11 protein-coding genes are annotated in these 17,595 nt (G+C 33.4%); 2 read left to right on the top strand and 9 right to left on the bottom strand.

Translation table 11 applies throughout. The annotated features are described in order from the left end of the window. Positions 1-6 precede the first annotated feature (6 nt). From FEF17_RS13490 to lysA, 5 genes are all read right to left on the bottom strand, one after another. The gene (locus FEF17_RS13490; RefSeq protein ID WP_139002940.1) at positions 7-1,044 is read right to left on the bottom strand and encodes a hypothetical protein; all 1,038 of its coding nucleotides are present in this window, start codon (positions 1,042-1,044) and stop codon (positions 7-9) included. 14 nt (positions 1,045-1,058) lie between these two features. Further along, positions 1,059-2,372, bottom strand: coding sequence for a DUF418 domain-containing protein (locus tag FEF17_RS13485; protein WP_139002939.1), 1,314 nt, complete (start codon positions 2,370-2,372; stop codon positions 1,059-1,061). A 56-nt stretch (positions 2,373-2,428) separates the two neighbouring features. Continuing rightward, positions 2,429-3,310, bottom strand: a complete 882-nt coding sequence (locus FEF17_RS13480; protein ID WP_139002938.1) for an ester cyclase — start codon at positions 3,308-3,310, stop codon at positions 2,429-2,431. Between the two features lie 145 nt (positions 3,311-3,455). Beyond that, positions 3,456-4,184: a hypothetical protein gene (locus tag FEF17_RS13475; RefSeq protein ID WP_139002937.1), complete on the bottom strand. Its 729-nt coding sequence runs from the start codon at positions 4,182-4,184 to the stop codon at positions 3,456-3,458. Positions 4,185-4,404: 220 nt separating this feature from the next. Next, complete coding sequence (gene lysA / locus FEF17_RS13470) at positions 4,405-5,640, bottom strand: diaminopimelate decarboxylase (protein WP_139002936.1); 1,236 nt, start codon at positions 5,638-5,640, stop codon at positions 4,405-4,407. 196 nt (positions 5,641-5,836) lie between these two features. Here lysA and sucC point away from each other — a divergent pair, with 196 nt between their 5' ends. Beyond that, positions 5,837-7,027 carry an ADP-forming succinate--CoA ligase subunit beta gene (gene sucC, locus FEF17_RS13465; RefSeq protein WP_139002935.1) on the top strand — a complete coding sequence of 397 codons (1,191 nt, stop codon included), beginning with the start codon at positions 5,837-5,839 and terminating at the stop codon, positions 7,025-7,027. Between the two features lie 53 nt (positions 7,028-7,080). Here the strand turns inward: sucC and FEF17_RS13460 are convergent, their stop codons facing one another. Further along, positions 7,081-7,338: a DUF1456 family protein gene (locus FEF17_RS13460; protein ID WP_139002934.1), complete on the bottom strand. Its 258-nt coding sequence runs from the start codon at positions 7,336-7,338 to the stop codon at positions 7,081-7,083. 333 nt (positions 7,339-7,671) lie between these two features. Between FEF17_RS13460 and FEF17_RS13455 the strand changes: the two genes are divergently transcribed. Then, complete coding sequence (locus FEF17_RS13455) at positions 7,672-8,073, top strand: TerB family tellurite resistance protein (protein ID WP_139002933.1); 402 nt, start codon at positions 7,672-7,674, stop codon at positions 8,071-8,073. A 46-nt stretch (positions 8,074-8,119) separates the two neighbouring features. Here the strand turns inward: FEF17_RS13455 and uvrB are convergent, their stop codons facing one another. From uvrB to FEF17_RS13440, 3 genes are all read right to left on the bottom strand, one after another. After that, a complete protein-coding gene (gene uvrB, locus FEF17_RS13450) occupies positions 8,120-10,123 on the bottom strand; it encodes an excinuclease ABC subunit UvrB (protein WP_139002932.1) in 2,004 nt (667 codons plus the stop codon). Positions 10,124-10,169: 46 nt separating this feature from the next. Further along, complete coding sequence (locus tag FEF17_RS13445; protein WP_246046856.1) at positions 10,170-12,473, bottom strand: T9SS type B sorting domain-containing protein; 2,304 nt, start codon at positions 12,471-12,473, stop codon at positions 10,170-10,172. Between the two features lie 189 nt (positions 12,474-12,662). Then, complete coding sequence (locus tag FEF17_RS13440; protein WP_139002930.1) at positions 12,663-17,534, bottom strand: T9SS type B sorting domain-containing protein; 4,872 nt, start codon at positions 17,532-17,534, stop codon at positions 12,663-12,665. Between the last annotated feature and the right edge of the window lie 61 nt (positions 17,535-17,595).

Genomic DNA, 17,595 nt, shown 5'->3' with positions numbered 1-17,595 from the left:
TTTTAATTATAATTTTTTTAAATAGCCATCTTCAATTAGTTTATTTACCATATCTCTTGTATAGGTTTTTGCATCATCAACATACATATGTGACCAATCTGGTAAGGTATATTTAGACATGAATTGATAATCTTCAAAATGATAAGCGGGACAGTTTACCTCTCGAACAAAAACATCCCAAACTTTCTCACGCGGTAAAAATCTTTTAGTGACTTTATTCCAAGGTTCTTCAACTTTATGACGTATAAAAATAATTTTGCCACCTCGAGCTTTAAAAAGTTCAATAACATTTTTATAATAATCTATTATTCCTGGCATCTCATCTTTAATAGCTTCAAATCCAGGGATGCTAGGCAAGAATCCGTCAAAAACATATGTGATTTTTTTAGCAAATTCTGGATCAGTTTTCATAATGGGTAACATCATGAGATTTCGATCTTCATCATGATAGCTGAAATTATAAAGCATGCGGTCATCTTCTATTCTACCAGAAATAGTTACTCTATTAATAAGTGATTTTAAATCTAAATCATTATAAAACTCGAGTTCAGAAGAAGTCAACATTACTAAATTTCGCTCAAAAGGTTTGGATAAAAAGTACCCTAGCTTTTGGGCATAAGTCTGATTATGGTAATGATTTATCCATTGGTTTGCTGGTTGCCACCTATTATTTTCTGCAACATCAAACCAAAATAAAGGTGAAACTCCAATTACTAGAGTGCCGTTGAAGGTTGTATTGTAAACAATATCATTTAAAAAAGGTCCAGGAGGTTTACCGTTGGTAGCTAAATTTATTGGTTTAATACCTTGAACTTTATTCCAAACATGGGTGTTAAAGTTAAATCCGGTCCTTGACGACCCTAAAAGAATAATATCTTCTTTTGTGGCTTTTTCAACTTCAGCTCTGTGTTCTGCCCATAAATACCTGTCATCTTCTAATACGGCCTTGTAAAACTCTGGTTTAGATCGCCAAAAAATTTCCCAACAAATTAATCCAGCGAGAGCTAAAACTATTGCTAAAATAAAAGACTTATTTAAATTCATTTTATGAAAATAACTTAATCATTTTTATCAATTTTAAACGGCTGTTTCTTTTGATAGGTAAGGGAACGCCATAACCATTCAACAGGTCCATATTGAAAGTATTTTAGCCAGATAGGGCTGGTAATTAATTGAAAAACCCAAATACTGCCTACTATATAATAAAGTTCATAACGTTGTAAAGTTCCAAATAACGCAAACCCAAAACCATAAAACAGTATGGATGTAATAACACTATGCATTAAGTAATTGGTTAATGCCATTCTTCCAACGGCGGCTAGAGCCTTTTGAAGAAATCCTAAAATACCAGATTTAATGAATAACATAAATAAACCAATGTGCCCCATTGTAGTAAATAAGCGACCAATTTGATAGGTCATTGCAGCTTTATGCATAATTAGTTTATCGAAGTTGCTCTCAAGAATTAATTGGGCTTCTAGATAATTAATTGTTACACCTAAACCATATCCTATTATTAAAAACCATAAATACAATTTAGTTGAACGGGTTCCATGAAAAATTTTAATCTTGAAAAATGCCATTCCTATAAGCATGTAACTTAATATATCCCAAACCCAATAGCGGTAAGGGAACCAGGTTTGCATGAAATGATTAAGTTCAACTTTTTCTAGAGACACATCCCAGTATCCTTCTCTCATTTTTTCTGTGAAAGCTTTTATCTTTTCAGGAGATTGCTTTTTTTGGAAATTTTCCCAAGCAGTGATATCATTTTTTTGGATTTCTAATAAAGTAGTCCCAGATTTTTTTAGTTCTAGTGCAGTGACTCCAGACTCTTTAATTTTTAAATCATTATTGTAGTCGCTAATGTTCCAAACAGACCCAAGACATATCAATATTATTCCAGAAATGATAAGGGTTTTTATTGGTGTATTTCTAAATGGGAAAAGTAGCAATCCAAAAATGGCATATGGAAACAGAATATCGCCATGCCATAATAATATCCAAACATTAATTAGTCCAAAAATAAGTAGCCAAAATATCCTTCGATAGTAAATGTCGGCAGTTTTAATACCTGCACCTGATTTTTCCAGTCTAGTGGTTAGTAATATAAAGCCAGCACCGAATAACAAGGTAAAAAGTCCTCTCATTGTACCTTCAAAAAAAAGTTCATTTATATACCAAACCTTTATATTAAGACCGTCTGACCCACCAGCAACAGTAGGGTCATCGTATGAAAAGGGGAGCCCCATACCGTTAATATTCATTAAAAGAATACCCAGAAGTGCTATTCCGCGAATAACATCAAGCGAATTTATTCGAGACTTTTGGCTGGTAGGTTTAAAATGGGGTTGATTGGTTAGGTTTTCCATGTATGTGATTAAATTTTAATGAACTATTTTTTTAAGCTTTTAAAGATTTTAACCACTTATTTTGCCATGGCATCTGTTATTCCTTTAGTATCGGCATATTGCTGAAATGCTATTATTTTACCGTCTTTAAGTGTCCATAAATGCGCCATTTGTAAATCTATCTCAACGCCATTCTTTTTATATTTGGCTTCGTATCTGCCAGTAGCTAGAATTTTATTATTTGTCATTTCATGAAGTGCCACATCATTTAATTTCCAATAGTCCCATTCGCTTCCTATTCTTGCAAAAACGCCTTGTAATATAGCATCAAAACCAATATAAGGGTTGCCGTCTGCTAGTGGGAAATTTTCGGCTTCATTCCATACAATTTTATCATCCATGGCTGCGCCAACTGCTTCTATATTACCAGTTGCAAAATCATCATAAAGTTTTCTAATTAGGCTCACATTATTAGGGTTTAGAAACGGATCAATTCCAAGTTGCCCCATAAACTCAAGATTATCCATAAAATCTTGTTCTTGGAGAATTTTACCATCTTTCATTTTAACTAATGTAACACCACTTACATTGATTTGTTTGCCAGTTGGAGGCATGCCAAAAAATTCTCCTGTATTTGTTCCTTTAAAGTTCCAATGTTTAACTAATTTATTACCATCACCAAAAATGTCTTCGATAGTGAATTCTCTATCTGAAAATCCAGTGGTGAAGTTTGAATAATAAGACTTAAAATCTTCTATACCAACAATATTTTCTGGACTAGAAATTAGTGTAATATTAGTATCGAAATTATCACCGTTTATGGCTTCTAAATTCCCATTATTTATAATGTCATCCCAAGCTTGGGTATACATAGCAATATTTTTCTGAGCAGTTTTATCTGAACATGCCGTTAATTGAATAAATATTGCAAACAGCAATACTTTAAAAAATGTTTTCATAAGGATTGGTTTTATTTAGTTAATAACATAAATTATGTTCTAATTAGGACAATATGTGTAATTATTTGTCGAGAACATAAAATTTCACTCAAAAAGAGAAGCCATGTTTATAGGCTTCTCTATTAATGGTTAAAATTTAGTGAAGTTAATTAGATAATTTTTTATTGAGTGTATACATATAAGACCAATCTTTAGATACCGATGCTCTAAATTTATCTCTCAAAGCATCAGTCTTTTCTTTACCATGCTCGTTCTCGTAAACTTTCCAAACACCATCTCGCTCAACATCAAGTTCTGCAAAGTTTTTATAAGGAATACTCACAAAATAGTCAGCAACCTCGGGCGAACCACCCATAACGGCATACCAATAACCACGATTATCACCTTCTGTAGTTTCCATTACCGAGGATATTTCATTAACACATTCTCTAAAATCCCGAGAGTTTTTAGTTTTAAAGTTGGCCACCCATACAACTTCTGTATCCGCAGAAAATGCGGCGCTACGACTTGTATTTGGAATAAAACGAGCAATATTATAATGTGAACTTTTTACGTGTGGCATTATTAAGTTAACAGCTAACATCCTACATGCCTTACCAGCTTCATCCCCTTGTTCATCCATTTCTGCCCAATTAGCCATTCTACCGGTTATGGTATATACACTACCTTCTCCTTGAACACGTTTCCAAATATTCCATTTGTCATTCCCCTCATTTTTTAAATAACAATCTTTCCAGGCTTTTACACCAGCAATGAATTGAGCATCATGCCCTGGTTTAACGGTAATTTCAGAAAGTGTTAGTAAAAAAGAATCATTGTCTTGGGCAATGATTAAAAATGGCATTAATAGAAATAAAAAAACTAATTTTCTCATAATTTTGGTTGGTTTTAATTAATATAAAATTGTGTTAGAACTATTCTAACGAAATTGTAATTAAATCAAAATAGGGGCAACTGTAATTATGCTATTAATTCAGTTTTTAAATTAGGGAATTAAGTCTTTTTTTAAAACTCGAAGCTAAATATAATGAAATTTTTAATTGAAATAAAAATGCTCTACAATTATGTAGAGCATTTTCTCGATTTAGTTTAGTTTATTTAACCAATTCTTTTTCCTTTTTCGATGAGAAATTAACTTCTATTTGATTTTTTATAATATCATCGAAAGTTTCTCTTTTCCTTATAAGGTGTGTTTTTTTATTATACCATAATACTTCGGCAGGACGATAACGTGAGTTATAGTTACTGGCCATTGAGAAACAATAGGCTCCTGCATTTTTAAATGCAAGAACATCACCTTCGTTTATTTCATTAATGCGTCGGTTGTTTCCAAAAGTGTCTGTTTCACATATATAACCTACAACAGTGTAAAACCTTTCGCGACCCTTTGGATTAGAAATATTGTTAATGTCGTGGTGCGAGCCATAAAGCATTGGTCTAATTAGGTGATTGAATCCAGAATCTACCTGTGCAAAAACCGTTGACGTGGTTTGTTTTACAGCGTTTACATGAGTTAGGAATGTCCCTGCTTCGCTAACCAGAAACTTTCCAGGTTCAAAGGCTAACGTTAAATCTTTACCATAGTTTTTGCAAAAATCATTGAATCTCGTTGTTAATTTTTGTCCTAATTCTTCAATATTAGTTTCAATATCTCCTTTTTTATAAGGCACTTTAAAACCAGATCCAAAATCAATAAACTCCAAATTGTTAAATTGTTTGGCAGTCTCAAACAGTATTTCACTTGCATATAAAAAGACATCTATATCTAAAATATCACTACCGGTATGCATGTGAATACCGTTAATAGTCATTTTGGTATTTTCAACAATGCGCAATAAATGAGGTATTTGGTGTATAGAAATACCAAATTTAGAGTCAATATGTCCAACAGAAATATTACTGTTTCCACCCGCCATAACATGAGGATTTATTCTAATACACACAGGAATATCTGGATGATTAGTACCAAATTGTTCTAGAATTGATAGATTGTCAATATTAATTTGAACACCAAGCTGTGCGGCTTGTTCAATTTCAGAAAGTGAAACTCCATTAGGCGTAAATATAATTTGTTCTGGTTTAAAACCAGCAGCAATACCGAGGTTTACTTCTTGTATAGAAACAGTATCTATCCCAGAACCTAACGTATTAAAAAACTTTAATATCGATATATTCGACAGTGCCTTAACAGCATAGTTTATTTTTAAATGTTTAACCCCTTTAAAGGCATTTGTTAAGCGGTTATATTGTGTAGCAATTTTTTCTGCATCATATACATAAACTGGACTACCAAACTCTTCAGCAACTTTTAATAATTGACTACTCGTCATAACACATTAATTTTAAACAAAGATATTTTTTTAAGTTTAATAAGAAATAAATAATGAAAATTTAAACAAATTAAACAAATTGTTAATTATTTAACAATTAGTGATTAATGATTTGGTTCCTTGTTTTCTTATTTAAATATTAGTGTAATTAACAGCTATTATTTACATTTGCTCATCTTAAATTATTAAGCAAATTATGAATTTACACGAATATCAAGGTAAAGAAATTTTAAGCAGTTTTGGTGTGCGCATTCAGCGCGGTATTGTAGCTCAAAATGCTAATGAGGCTGTTGCTGCAGCTAAGCAATTAACTTCTGAAACAGGAACTACCTGGCACGTTATTAAGGCTCAAGTTCATGCTGGTGGTAGAGGAAAAGGTGGAGGCGTAAAATTGGCTAAAAACCTAAAAGAAGTTGAAGAGTTGGCAGGACAGATTATAGGAATGAATCTTATTACACCTCAAACGTCAGCAGAGGGGAAGAAGGTACATCAAGTTTTAATTGCTGAAGATGTTTATTACCCGGGTGAAAGTGAAACAAGCGAATTTTATATGTCTGTGCTTTTAAATAGGGCAACAGGACGTAATATGATTATGTATTCTACTGAAGGTGGTATGGATATTGAAACTGTGGCTGAAGAGACTCCTGACTTAATTTTTACTGAAGAAATTGACCCAACTGTAGGACTTATGCCTTTTCAAGCACGACGTGTAGCTTTCAATTTAGGATTATCTGGATTGGCATTTAAGGAAATGACAAAGTTTGTTTCTGCGCTATATACTGCGTATGTTAAATCTGATTCTTCTCTATTTGAAATCAACCCTGTTTTAAAGACGAGTGACGACAAAATTATGGCAGTTGATGCCAAAGTAACTATTGATGATAATGCTCTTTATAGACATAAAAACTATGTTGATTTGCGTGATGTACGTGAAGAAAGTGCTATTGAGGTTGAAGCAGGAGAACTTGGTTTAAACTATGTTGATTTAGATGGTAATGTTGGTTGTATGGTAAATGGTGCTGGATTAGCCATGGCAACCATGGATTTAATTAAGCAGGCAGGAGGAGAACCGGCAAACTTTTTAGATGTTGGTGGAACCGCTGATGCTGCAAGAGTAGAAGCAGCATTTAAAATAATATTAAAAGATCCAGCAGTGAAAGCGATTTTGATAAATATTTTTGGTGGTATAGTTAGATGTGACCGTGTTGCACAAGGGGTTATTGATGCTTATAAAAATATGGGTAATATTAATGTTCCAATTATTGTAAGACTCCAAGGGACAAATGCAGATATTGCTAAACAATTGATTGATAATTCTGGATTAGATGTAATGAGTGCTACTGAATTCCAAGAAGCTGCTGATAAAGTACAGCAAGTTTTAGGTTAAAATAATAATGACTCAATAAATTGTGCATGAGATTTTTAAAAAGAGCAATATCATTATTGCTCTTTTTTTTGTTTATTGGGTTCCTCTTTTTTTGGCATGGGACCACGCATATGAATCACCAAGCCGTTTAAAAAATTTCTTAATATTTGGTCTCCACATTCCATATATTTCGGATGGTCTTCTCTTCTAAAAAAAGCTCCAAGTTCACTTTTTGAGATTCTAAAGTCAACTAATTTTAAGATATCTACAATATCATTATCTCGAAGTTTAAGTGCTACTCTTAATTTTTTAAGAATGTCGTTATTGGTCATAAATTTTTAATTGACTAGTTACGTTTTTAGCGTTTTAGCGATTTTTGTAAAGATACTTTTTATAATATAAGTTTCAGTTCATTTTTTTTTAACAAATAAAACTATTCAACTGTCTATTAATGAGATGTTTAATGGTTGTTGTCTGTTGTGTCTTAGTTTGATTTCTTTCTAAAAATTAAAGAAATTTTGATTATTAATTACTCTCTTCATTGATAAACTAATTAAAAATTACGACGAATGACCAAGTAGTTTTCGATGAGATACATTATATCTACGATTATAAAAAGACTGTTTTAAGTATCTTTATAGTATAATTATTTAATCCTTCCTCACATGATTAATAGGGTAGAAAAGCTAAGTCTACTTTCGGAAATGATTGCATTTGCAAAGTACGACAAGGATATAAAAAACATAGAATATAATTTTCTATTAGGTGTTGCCAAGCAGTTAGGTATTACAAGAGAAGATTTTGATTACTTGATTGAGCACCCAGTTACTTATACACATTTAAAGTCTCATAGCGAGCGCATTGTTCAATTTCATAGGCTGGTTTTATTAATGAATATTGATAGTGAAAGTTCTAAATCTGGAGCCATAAAGTTATTTAATTTTGGACTAAGAATGGGATTAAGTCATGAGTCAATAAGCAAGGTTTTGTATTTAATGGAAAGTTTTCCAAATAAAATTGTACCACCAGATGTGTTAATAGACATCTTTAAAACACAATATAATTAGTACTTAGGAACTGGTTTGAATCCTAAATTATGAAAGGCTAAAGGTTTTATACTTTTAGCTTTTCTATTTTATATCGGTATTGTTTTATTTCGTCACGCAATTTTGCAGCTATAATAAAATCTAATGCCTTCGCAGCTTCTTCCATTAATTTACGTTTTTCACGAATTTTCTTTTCAAGTTCTGGTTTACTCAAATATTCACTTTCTGGTTCTGCTGCTCTAGCTGCTTCAAGTTCATAACTATAAGTGCTAACCGAATTTTTTGCCAAGGCATTGTCTAAACTTTTGTTTAAAGCTTTAGGAGTAATATTATTTTCTGTATTATAAGTAATCTGTTTTTCACGTCTGTATTCAGTTTCGTCAATTGTTTTTTGCATGCTCTTTGTGATTTTATCAGCATACATAATGGCTTTACCATTTAAGTTTCTGGCAGCTCTACCAACCGTTTGTGTTAATGAGCGTGTTGAACGTAAAAAACCTTCCTTGTCAGCATCTAAAATCGCCACCAGCGATACTTCGGGTAAATCTAACCCTTCACGAAGTAAATTAACGCCAACTAAGACATCAAATAAACCTTTACGTAAATCTTGCATGATTTCAACACGCTCTAAAGTGTCTACATCACTATGTATATAACGGCATCTAATTTGAATTCTATCGAGATATTTAGTCAACTCCTCGGCCATTCGCTTGGTTAGGGTTGTTACCAACGTACGCTCATCTTTTTCAACACGAAGTTGGATTTCTTCAATTAAATCATCTATTTGATTTAAACTGGGGCGCACTTCGATAATAGGATCTAAGAGACCAGTTGGTCTAATAACCTGTTCCACATAAATGCCATCGGTTTTCTGCAATTCATAATCTGCAGGCGTGGCGCTTACATAAATCACTTGGTTTTGTAGCGCTTCAAATTCCTCAAATTTTAATGGTCGATTATCCATAGCAGCAGGAAGTCTAAACCCATATTCTACTAAATTTTCTTTTCGACTTCTATCCCCGCCATACATGGCATGCACTTGAGAAATAGTTACGTGACTTTCATCGACCACCATCAAATAATCATCTGGGAAGTAGTCGAGCAGACAGAATGGACGTGTTCCTGGTAATCTGCCATCCAAATATCTGGAATAGTTTTCAATACCAGAGCAGTAGCCTAATTCTCGAATCATTTCTAAATCGAATTCAGTACGTTCTTTTAAACGCTTAGCTTCTAAATGTTTCCCAATTTCTTTAAAGTAGTCATGCTGTTTTACTAAATCATCCTGAATTTCCTTTATGGCACCTTGAAGAATTTCTGGAGATGTTACAAACATATTGGCAGGGTAAATATTCAATCGGTCATATTTTTCAATGACTTGGTTGGTTTGAATGTTAAAAGACTCAATATCTTCTATTTCATCACCAAAAAAATGAATTCTAAAAGCATCATCGGCATAACTTGGAAATATATCAACGGTATCACCCTTTATTCTGAAGTTCCCGTGATTGAATTCGGCTTCGGTTCTAGAATATAAACTTTGTACCAAATGATGTAATAGTTGCGTTCTAGAAATTACTTGATCGCGTTCTAATGAAATGACATTTTTCTGAAATTCGACAGGGTTTCCAATACCGTATAAGCACGAGACTGAAGCTACTACTAAAACGTCTCGACGTCCAGAAAGGAGGGAAGACGTCGTGCTTAAACGCATCTTTTCAATTTCTTCGTTAATAGATAAATCTTTTTCTATATAAACGCCTGAAACAGGGATGTATGCTTCAGGTTGGTAATAATCATAATAGGACACAAAATATTCAACTGCGTTATCAGGAAAGAATTGTTTAAATTCAGAATATAACTGGGCAGCAAGGGTCTTGTTGTGTGCTAAAACCAGAGTTGGACGCTGCACTTCTTCAATGACGTTTGCTATGGTAAAAGTTTTACCAGACCCTGTTACACCAAGAAGCGTTTGGTATTTTTCTTCGGTGATGATACCATCAGAAAGTTGTTCAATAGCTTGGGGTTGGTCTCCAGTCGGATTAAATTCTGATTGTATCTTGAATTTCATACAGCAAAATTAAGGAAAAATAGATGCCCTTTTTTAGAATAAAACGTTAACGTTTTAATGAAAAATGTCCCATATAAGTATTACCATCTGCAAGAACAACTTTAAACCAATAATCATCTGTTGGTAAAGCCGTTCCATTAAAATTTCCATTCCAACCTGAGTCGGTAGCACTTAATTGTTTTAAAAGCTTACCGTAACGATCAAATATTTTAATTGAGATGCCATTAAAAAACTCAGCATTAACACCATAAGGTTTCCATGTTTCATGAATACCATCATTATTTGGAGTGAAAAACCTTGGGAATCCTAAAATGGAAATCTTTTTTTCTGAAATTTCACAACCATTAATATCAGAAACAAAAATGGTGTGAAAACCAGGTTTAACATTTGTAAAAACATTATTATTTAAAAAGTCTTGGTTATCCAAGGCATATTCATAATTCCCCAACCCTATAGCATTTACGGTTACTGTGTTATTGTTCGATAATTGATAATCTATTGAAGCTTTACCAGAAGCTTCCACTGTAATCATTCTACTTGAAGAACAGCCATTACCGTAGGTCGCTATTACTTCGTAAATTCCTGCTTCATTAATATTTATAGAGGAAGTATCACTATTTGGAATACTTTGATTGTTGAAAATCCATTCATAGGAATAGTTGTTAGGATTATCATTAATTATTCCAGCATTAAGTGATATGGTACTAGGGAAAGTTTCTTCACAATAATAAGTAGTTTCATCTGTAAGTAAGAGTGGTGTAAATAGCACATTTAATTCAAGAGAACTAATACCATAGCATCCCAAGTTATTGTCTATACGCACATATATTGTATCAGAATTTGGGATTAAGTTTTCGAACGCATTATCAAGTCGATTTAATTTTTTCAATGCATCGTTTAAAGATCTGTAAAAACCAATAATAGAGTTTACTGGAACAAATGGTGTTACATGGTTAAGTAGTGCAGTTTCATTAAAATCAAAAATACCATCAACTACAGCGTCATCACAGGTGTCAAAAGGTGGAATAATAACTGCATTGTTAGACGTGTTCAGTGTAATTTCTGCAATTGAAAAACAACGAGCTTGATCCACAACTCTAGCATAAACCACTTGAATAGGACTAGTGTTTTCAAACGTTAAGGGAGAATCTATTTCGTCAATATTTTGTTCGGCATCTGTAACTGATTGAAAGAAATTTTCAATTAATAATGTATTATCTCCATTAGTAACTACTGGTTCGGCATCGAATAAATTATAACAGCTAAGTCCATCTAAATTATCATCACATTCGGTCAAAGCGGTATTAAAAACTATGGGTTTAGGTAGGTATTCAATAGTTATTGCACCATAAGAGAGACATCCATTTTCAAGTTCTACTTCTACATTATAAGTACCAGATTCAGTCACGTTATATGTTCCACAATTAAGGCACGTGTTAGGTTGAAAATCTACTAAAACACCATCTTTATACCAAGAATATGCATTGTTTCCAGATTCACTAGCATCCAATTCAAGAGTTTCACCTTCACATAGTGCATTGTTTGTAAGGATTAACCGATTGGCTCCTAAGTCTGTATTTAATCGAAAACTGCCAGCTTCGAGAAATACAGCAGAATCGAATCGAAAATTTTCTTCATCAGCAATAACAAGCTTTACTTGATAAGTTTCTCCTGGAATTAAGTCGCTAGACGCAGAAAGAACAGCTGTCTGTCCATTAAAATTAATTGGTGCTGTAGAAGTATTAAAACTACCAAAATAGGATTCATTAATTGCTTCGCAACCACCAGACCCAGGAATACCAGGATGAACTGTGGTTACTTTTACTTCTGTTTGAGTGTCTGGAACTAAAGCTATATTTTCATATTGTGCATCATTTACATTTCTTATCAGAAATCCAAATAAATCTGAAAACCTGCAGGTGTTGACATTATTTTCTTGATATTCTTCTGAAGCAAATAAATACCTAAAACTAACTCGATTAGCTATAGCTCTAAATTGGAACTCTATTATCGTAGCATTAAAAGTATTGTTTTCGTTTAGTAAGTTTTCTAAATCAGAGTCACCAAGCCAACCTGGTGCATCGTCATCGCTTAACGTGTTATTAGGTCCAGGAACATTTGATAGTCTGCCTGTGCTTAGCACTAATCCACTTTGAAAAGGAAAAGATGATCCGTTCGCATCGAAGTATCCATAACTTAATTCTGTTCCTCCAAAATTACCACCAACCACATTATTAACAACAACATCAGTGATACAATTACTGTCGATGAGTATATTCTCAATGAGTTCTTGAGGAGTATAAAGTTGGCTATCAACGGTTATGTTTTGACCAATTAAATTAGCTTCCAAAAAAAATAAAACAATTAAAGTAAAAAAATTTTTCATTTAAGCATCAAAGGCTCGTAAAGATAAGGTAGTTATATGTAAACAGAAATATGAGTTAACGTTTTAACGTAAAATGTCCATGAAATTCTCTTGTATCTTGAAGCACTAAACTGAACTAATAATCGTCTATAGGCAAAGCAGTACCATAGAAGTTTACCGTTTAAGAGCAAAATGCCCGCGAATATTAAACGATTTACCATTATGAATAATGTCGGCTGAAAACCAATAATCATCGGAAGGCATGTTTTGACCGTTAAATGTACCATCCCATCCGATAGACGTATGAGGGAGCATTTTAATTAACTTTCCGTGTCTGTTATAAACATAAACTAAGGTACCGGGTAGTCTGTTAATACCAACTATATGCCAGGTATCAAAAGCGCCATCGTTATTAGGAGTTACAAATTTTGGAATATCAATTACAAAAACATCAGTTTCAACTGGTTCGCAACCGTTTAAATCAATAATAGTAACAATATGAGGTCCCAAACTAACATTGTTGAATACATTAGAAGTTTGTGGTTCACCACCATCCAAAGCAAAGCGATAGTCGCCAATACCACTAACGATAACGGTTATAGTATTTGGATCTGTAAAATCTGCTGTTGCCGTTGCTTCAATAGTAGCTTCGACGGATTGAATTAGTTCAAAATATTTTCTTAAAGGACAACTTTGTGGTGTAGCTGTAGTAACTTCAACCCATCGGTCTGGACCTAAATCACTCAAATCAACATCAATTTCTGGAGTGGTTTCTCCAGTCCACCATAAGTAAGTGTCACCAAAAACACCTGTTTCTGCACTAAGGGTTTTAGGCAAGTCATTGATACAAACAGATTCAATATCATTTAAAGGTATAATTGGTAATGGGTTTATAACAGTTCGGAATTGTGTTACGTTATAACATCCAGTATTATTGTTTTCTACACGTGTATAAATTATTTCACCATCAACTGCTACATGTAAATTATCTAAACGATTTGTGTCGTTTTCGGCATTAGCAATATCATTGTTATAATAATAAACAGAAAAATTGGAAGTACTCTGACCTCCAAGAATATTTGCTTCGTTTAATGATAGATCAAACTCGAGCATACCATCAAAATCATCATCACAACCAATCAAATTTGGTGGGGTATTTGCGATAGGATTTGAGCTTATTTCTAATTGAAAAGAAGTAAACGCGGGACAACCAGTTATCTCATCTTCAACCCTTACATAAATGGTATAATTTCCTGTAGTGTTATAAGTAAATATTTTACCGTTATAAATGCCAGTATTATTTTGTGCATTTGGGAACGAATTATGATAGCTTATGGTAACATTACTACTAGTGTGTACAACAAACGAATCTACTTGGCTTAAGTCATAAGCTCTGCTAATATTTTCGCAATCTTCCATAGTAGCTATATTAAGAAGTGTAGGAGGCAAGTTCACTTGTAATTCCAACGCTGAAGAATCTGTGCATCCAGTATCAGTTTCAACTTCTACATAAATAGTTGATGTACCGGTAACTGCATAATTAGTAAGTTGTGAAGACGAGATTTCAGCGTTTAAACTAGCATCTTCAAAATATCTATAGGTTATTCCACCAAATCTTACATTGTCAACTTGAAACATCGCTGTTGTTAAGTCGAATGAGACGTTACCGTCATAATCGGTATCGCAAACTGGATCTATTGACGCTAATGAAAGCAATGGTTTTGGGAAAGTTATGAAGCGAACCTCTTCAATAACAAAACAAGAATTCGAAGTATTTTCAATTCTAACATAAAATTGTCCTTGAAGTTCATCTGAGTCGTATGAATCTGGTAAACTATTACTGTTAGCGTTTATGGCATCGCTTTCATCTAAATAAAACTGAATATCCAAAACATCTGTACTACCAGAGGTGATTTCTTGTCTTTTTCCATCCATATCATAAGTCCTAGTTAAGGCTTCATTCTGGCAGTCTGGAGGAAAATCTGTAAAATTTTGATTGTAATTAGGGTTGGTGCCTATTTCCAATAAGAAAGACGAGGTAGCATTACAATCTGGATCTGTTACATTTTCAACGCGAACATAAATAGTTTCTGAACCAGAACTATTATAGGGTATTGTTTTATCTAAAGGCACAGTAAAAGCAGCATCTTGAAAGTAATACACTTCTTTTCCTGATTGTCCATTCAAAATTTCTGCATCTTGATTTTGAAAATAAAAATCTGCATCTGATGTACCAACATCAACACAAACTTGGTAAGGTGCAATTGAAGGAATAATAGGAATGGTGTTTACTAAAACATTAAATGATACTATGCTATAACATGCCGTAGAATCAGCAGCTTCAATGCGTACATAAATTGTTTGATTTCCAGCATCAAAACTTTGTTGGTTTAAATTATTAGTTGGGCTTGATGAGTCAAAATTTTCCGCTTGACTTAAATCTTCAAAAAACTCAATAATTAAACCACTGGTACTTGAAACAATTTCAGATATTTTATCTTCTAGTCTAATATTAGCAGTAGTGCTTGAGCCGTTATTACATATTATAATATCTAATGGTTGAGAAACTGTTGGTGCTGGAATGACCTCAATGTCAAAAGGATTTACAGTATAGCAACCTGTAATGTTATTTTCAATTCTAGCATAAAAAGTTCCAGAACCTGTGTCATAAAATTGTGGTAATGAATTTACACCTGTATCAGCGTCAGCTGGATTATCGTAGTATCTAACATTAAAATCTGGAGTTCCTCCAGTTAATGTGTCATCAAATGAATCAAAATCTACTGTTGTAAATCCATCATCATTATTATCACAATATGGTATTGGATCAACCTGATTGAAAGTTACAACAGGGTTAACCCTTAAAATTACTTCAGAAACTTCTGTGCATAAACCGTTTTCAAGTCTTAAATAAACGGTGGCTGGAGCAGTTTCAGAAATTGGGTAGGGATTACTTGGGTTTATTGGGTTATTGTTCGCATCTCGATCAGATTCAGAATCGTAAAAAGTAATGGTAACGTTTGGTAAACCATTTGCAATAACGTTTTCAATAGTGTTTAAATAAACATCAACATTGCCGTCGCCATCTTGGTCGCAAAATGCAAAACCTGTCATGGGAATAATCGTTGCTGTTAGTAATAAATTGGTATGAATTTCAATAGGTACTACTGCATAACAACCCGTAGTACTGTCTTCTAATCTTAAATAAATAGTTTGTTCATCAGGATCCGAATTCACATAATTTTGAGGATTAGGAATTGGATTGCTACCATTTTCTGCATCTGAAATAGAGGTATGAAATGTTGGTGGTAAAAAACCAGTTTCACCATTTAGTATATCATTTAACACCTGAGTCAAGTCGAACATTGCAGAGCCATCATGATCCATATCACAAGCATCAATGAATTGTGTGTCACGAACAATTCCAGTATTGCCATTTGTGACATTTAGGGTTAGCGTGGTTCCTGAAGATGTAGCACATCCTGTTATATTATTTATAATCCTGACAAATAATGTTTCTGTAGGATTTGTATTGGTGTATGGCTGTGGAACTGGATTTGCTCCAGCGTTGGCTTCTAGTTGGGTATAATGATAGGTAACAAAAAGATCTGGATCTCCACCAGTTATTTCGTTGTTTTTTTGGTTTAAATCAATTGCTGTACTACTATTTGGTAAGCTATCGTTATCACATACATCTAAACTTGTAGGTTGTATTGGAACAGGTAAAGGGTTTACAATTAATTCAAAAGTTCCATAAATAAGGCAACCACTAACAGTATCTTCTACACGAACATAGATAGTCCTGGAGTTTGATGTTAACGTGGTTATATTATTATTTGGGTTCATTCTTGCATCACTATCTGAAAGATAATAACGAATAATATAGTTCGCTGGTAAATTTTGAATTGCAGTTTCTACATCCGTATTTTTAGTTGAAAGATCGAAAAATTCTTGGCCGTTACCATCATTATCACATTGTTGATAAGCTGATATAGGATCAGCAGCTAATTCAGTGTCAATAGTTACATTAACTTCATCTTGAATAACGCAGGTGTTTCCGCTAATACTAATTTCAACTCTATAAAGACCACTTGTTGTGGTAGTAAGCGTAGGGTTATTTTCTCCAGAGATTACAGAGTTATCTCTAAACCAGGCATAAGAAGCTAATGGATTTTGTATTTCACCGTCTAGAGTAACACTACCTGAACATGTATCAATATCATCACCCAATTCTAATTCAGTAAATGTATTGGCTTCAATGAATACCGAGGTGTCTGCTAAAGGTTGAGAAGAATCGTTAGATTCTGCAACCACTAATTTTACATGATATTGAACATTAGGAGTTACGCTAGTGCCAGCAGTTAAAACATTGGTTCTTCCATTGTAATTAGTATCTCCCAATCCATAGCCATCAAAATATTGATCGTTAGAAGCTGGGCATTGCGTTGGAATAGCATCATGTATATTCCCGACCGTTACTTGTGGATTCGCACTTCCAGGTACTAAAGCAATATTTTGATAAGGTCCAGAAGATGTTGTTTCTCTTATTAAGAAAACAAATCCATCATAAGCATTACAGGGAAAGTTGGCAAAATATTCTTCAGAGGCCATAAGATAGTTAAACTGAACCATATCTGTTAACGAAACAAAATCAAATTCGATTACTGTTGCATTAATCATACTTCCTTGTCCAATAAAAGTCTCAATATCAGGATCGGTTCCCCAATTACTTGTACCATCACTTAACTCGGAGTTGTTAATGGAGTTACCAGCAGATGAAGCATTACCGGTAGATATAACAATTCCATTATTTAATGGAAAATTAGATCCGCCTTGTTGAAAAGCACCATAACTAGTAATACCATCAATATTACCATTTACCGAAGACGTGACATTTGAAATTTCAACACAACCGTTAGCTAAATTATTTTCTATAAGTTGTTGTAAGGGAATGCTATTATCTACCGTAATTTGTTGGGAAATCATTAAGTTAATTCCAAAAAATAGCAGAACTAGAGTGCAACTAGCATGTAGGTTTTTTTTCACTTTGTTTTATTTGGGTAAAAACAACTAAATGATTTGGTTTATTTAAGTGCGAAAAATAGCT

This window comes from Hyunsoonleella aestuarii, assembly GCF_006148925.1.
Lineage (GTDB): Bacteria > Bacteroidota > Bacteroidia > Flavobacteriales > Flavobacteriaceae > Algibacter_D > Algibacter_D aestuarii.
The sequence above is the reverse complement of the archived record's forward strand: the minus strand, read 5'-3'. Positions and strand labels throughout refer to the sequence as shown.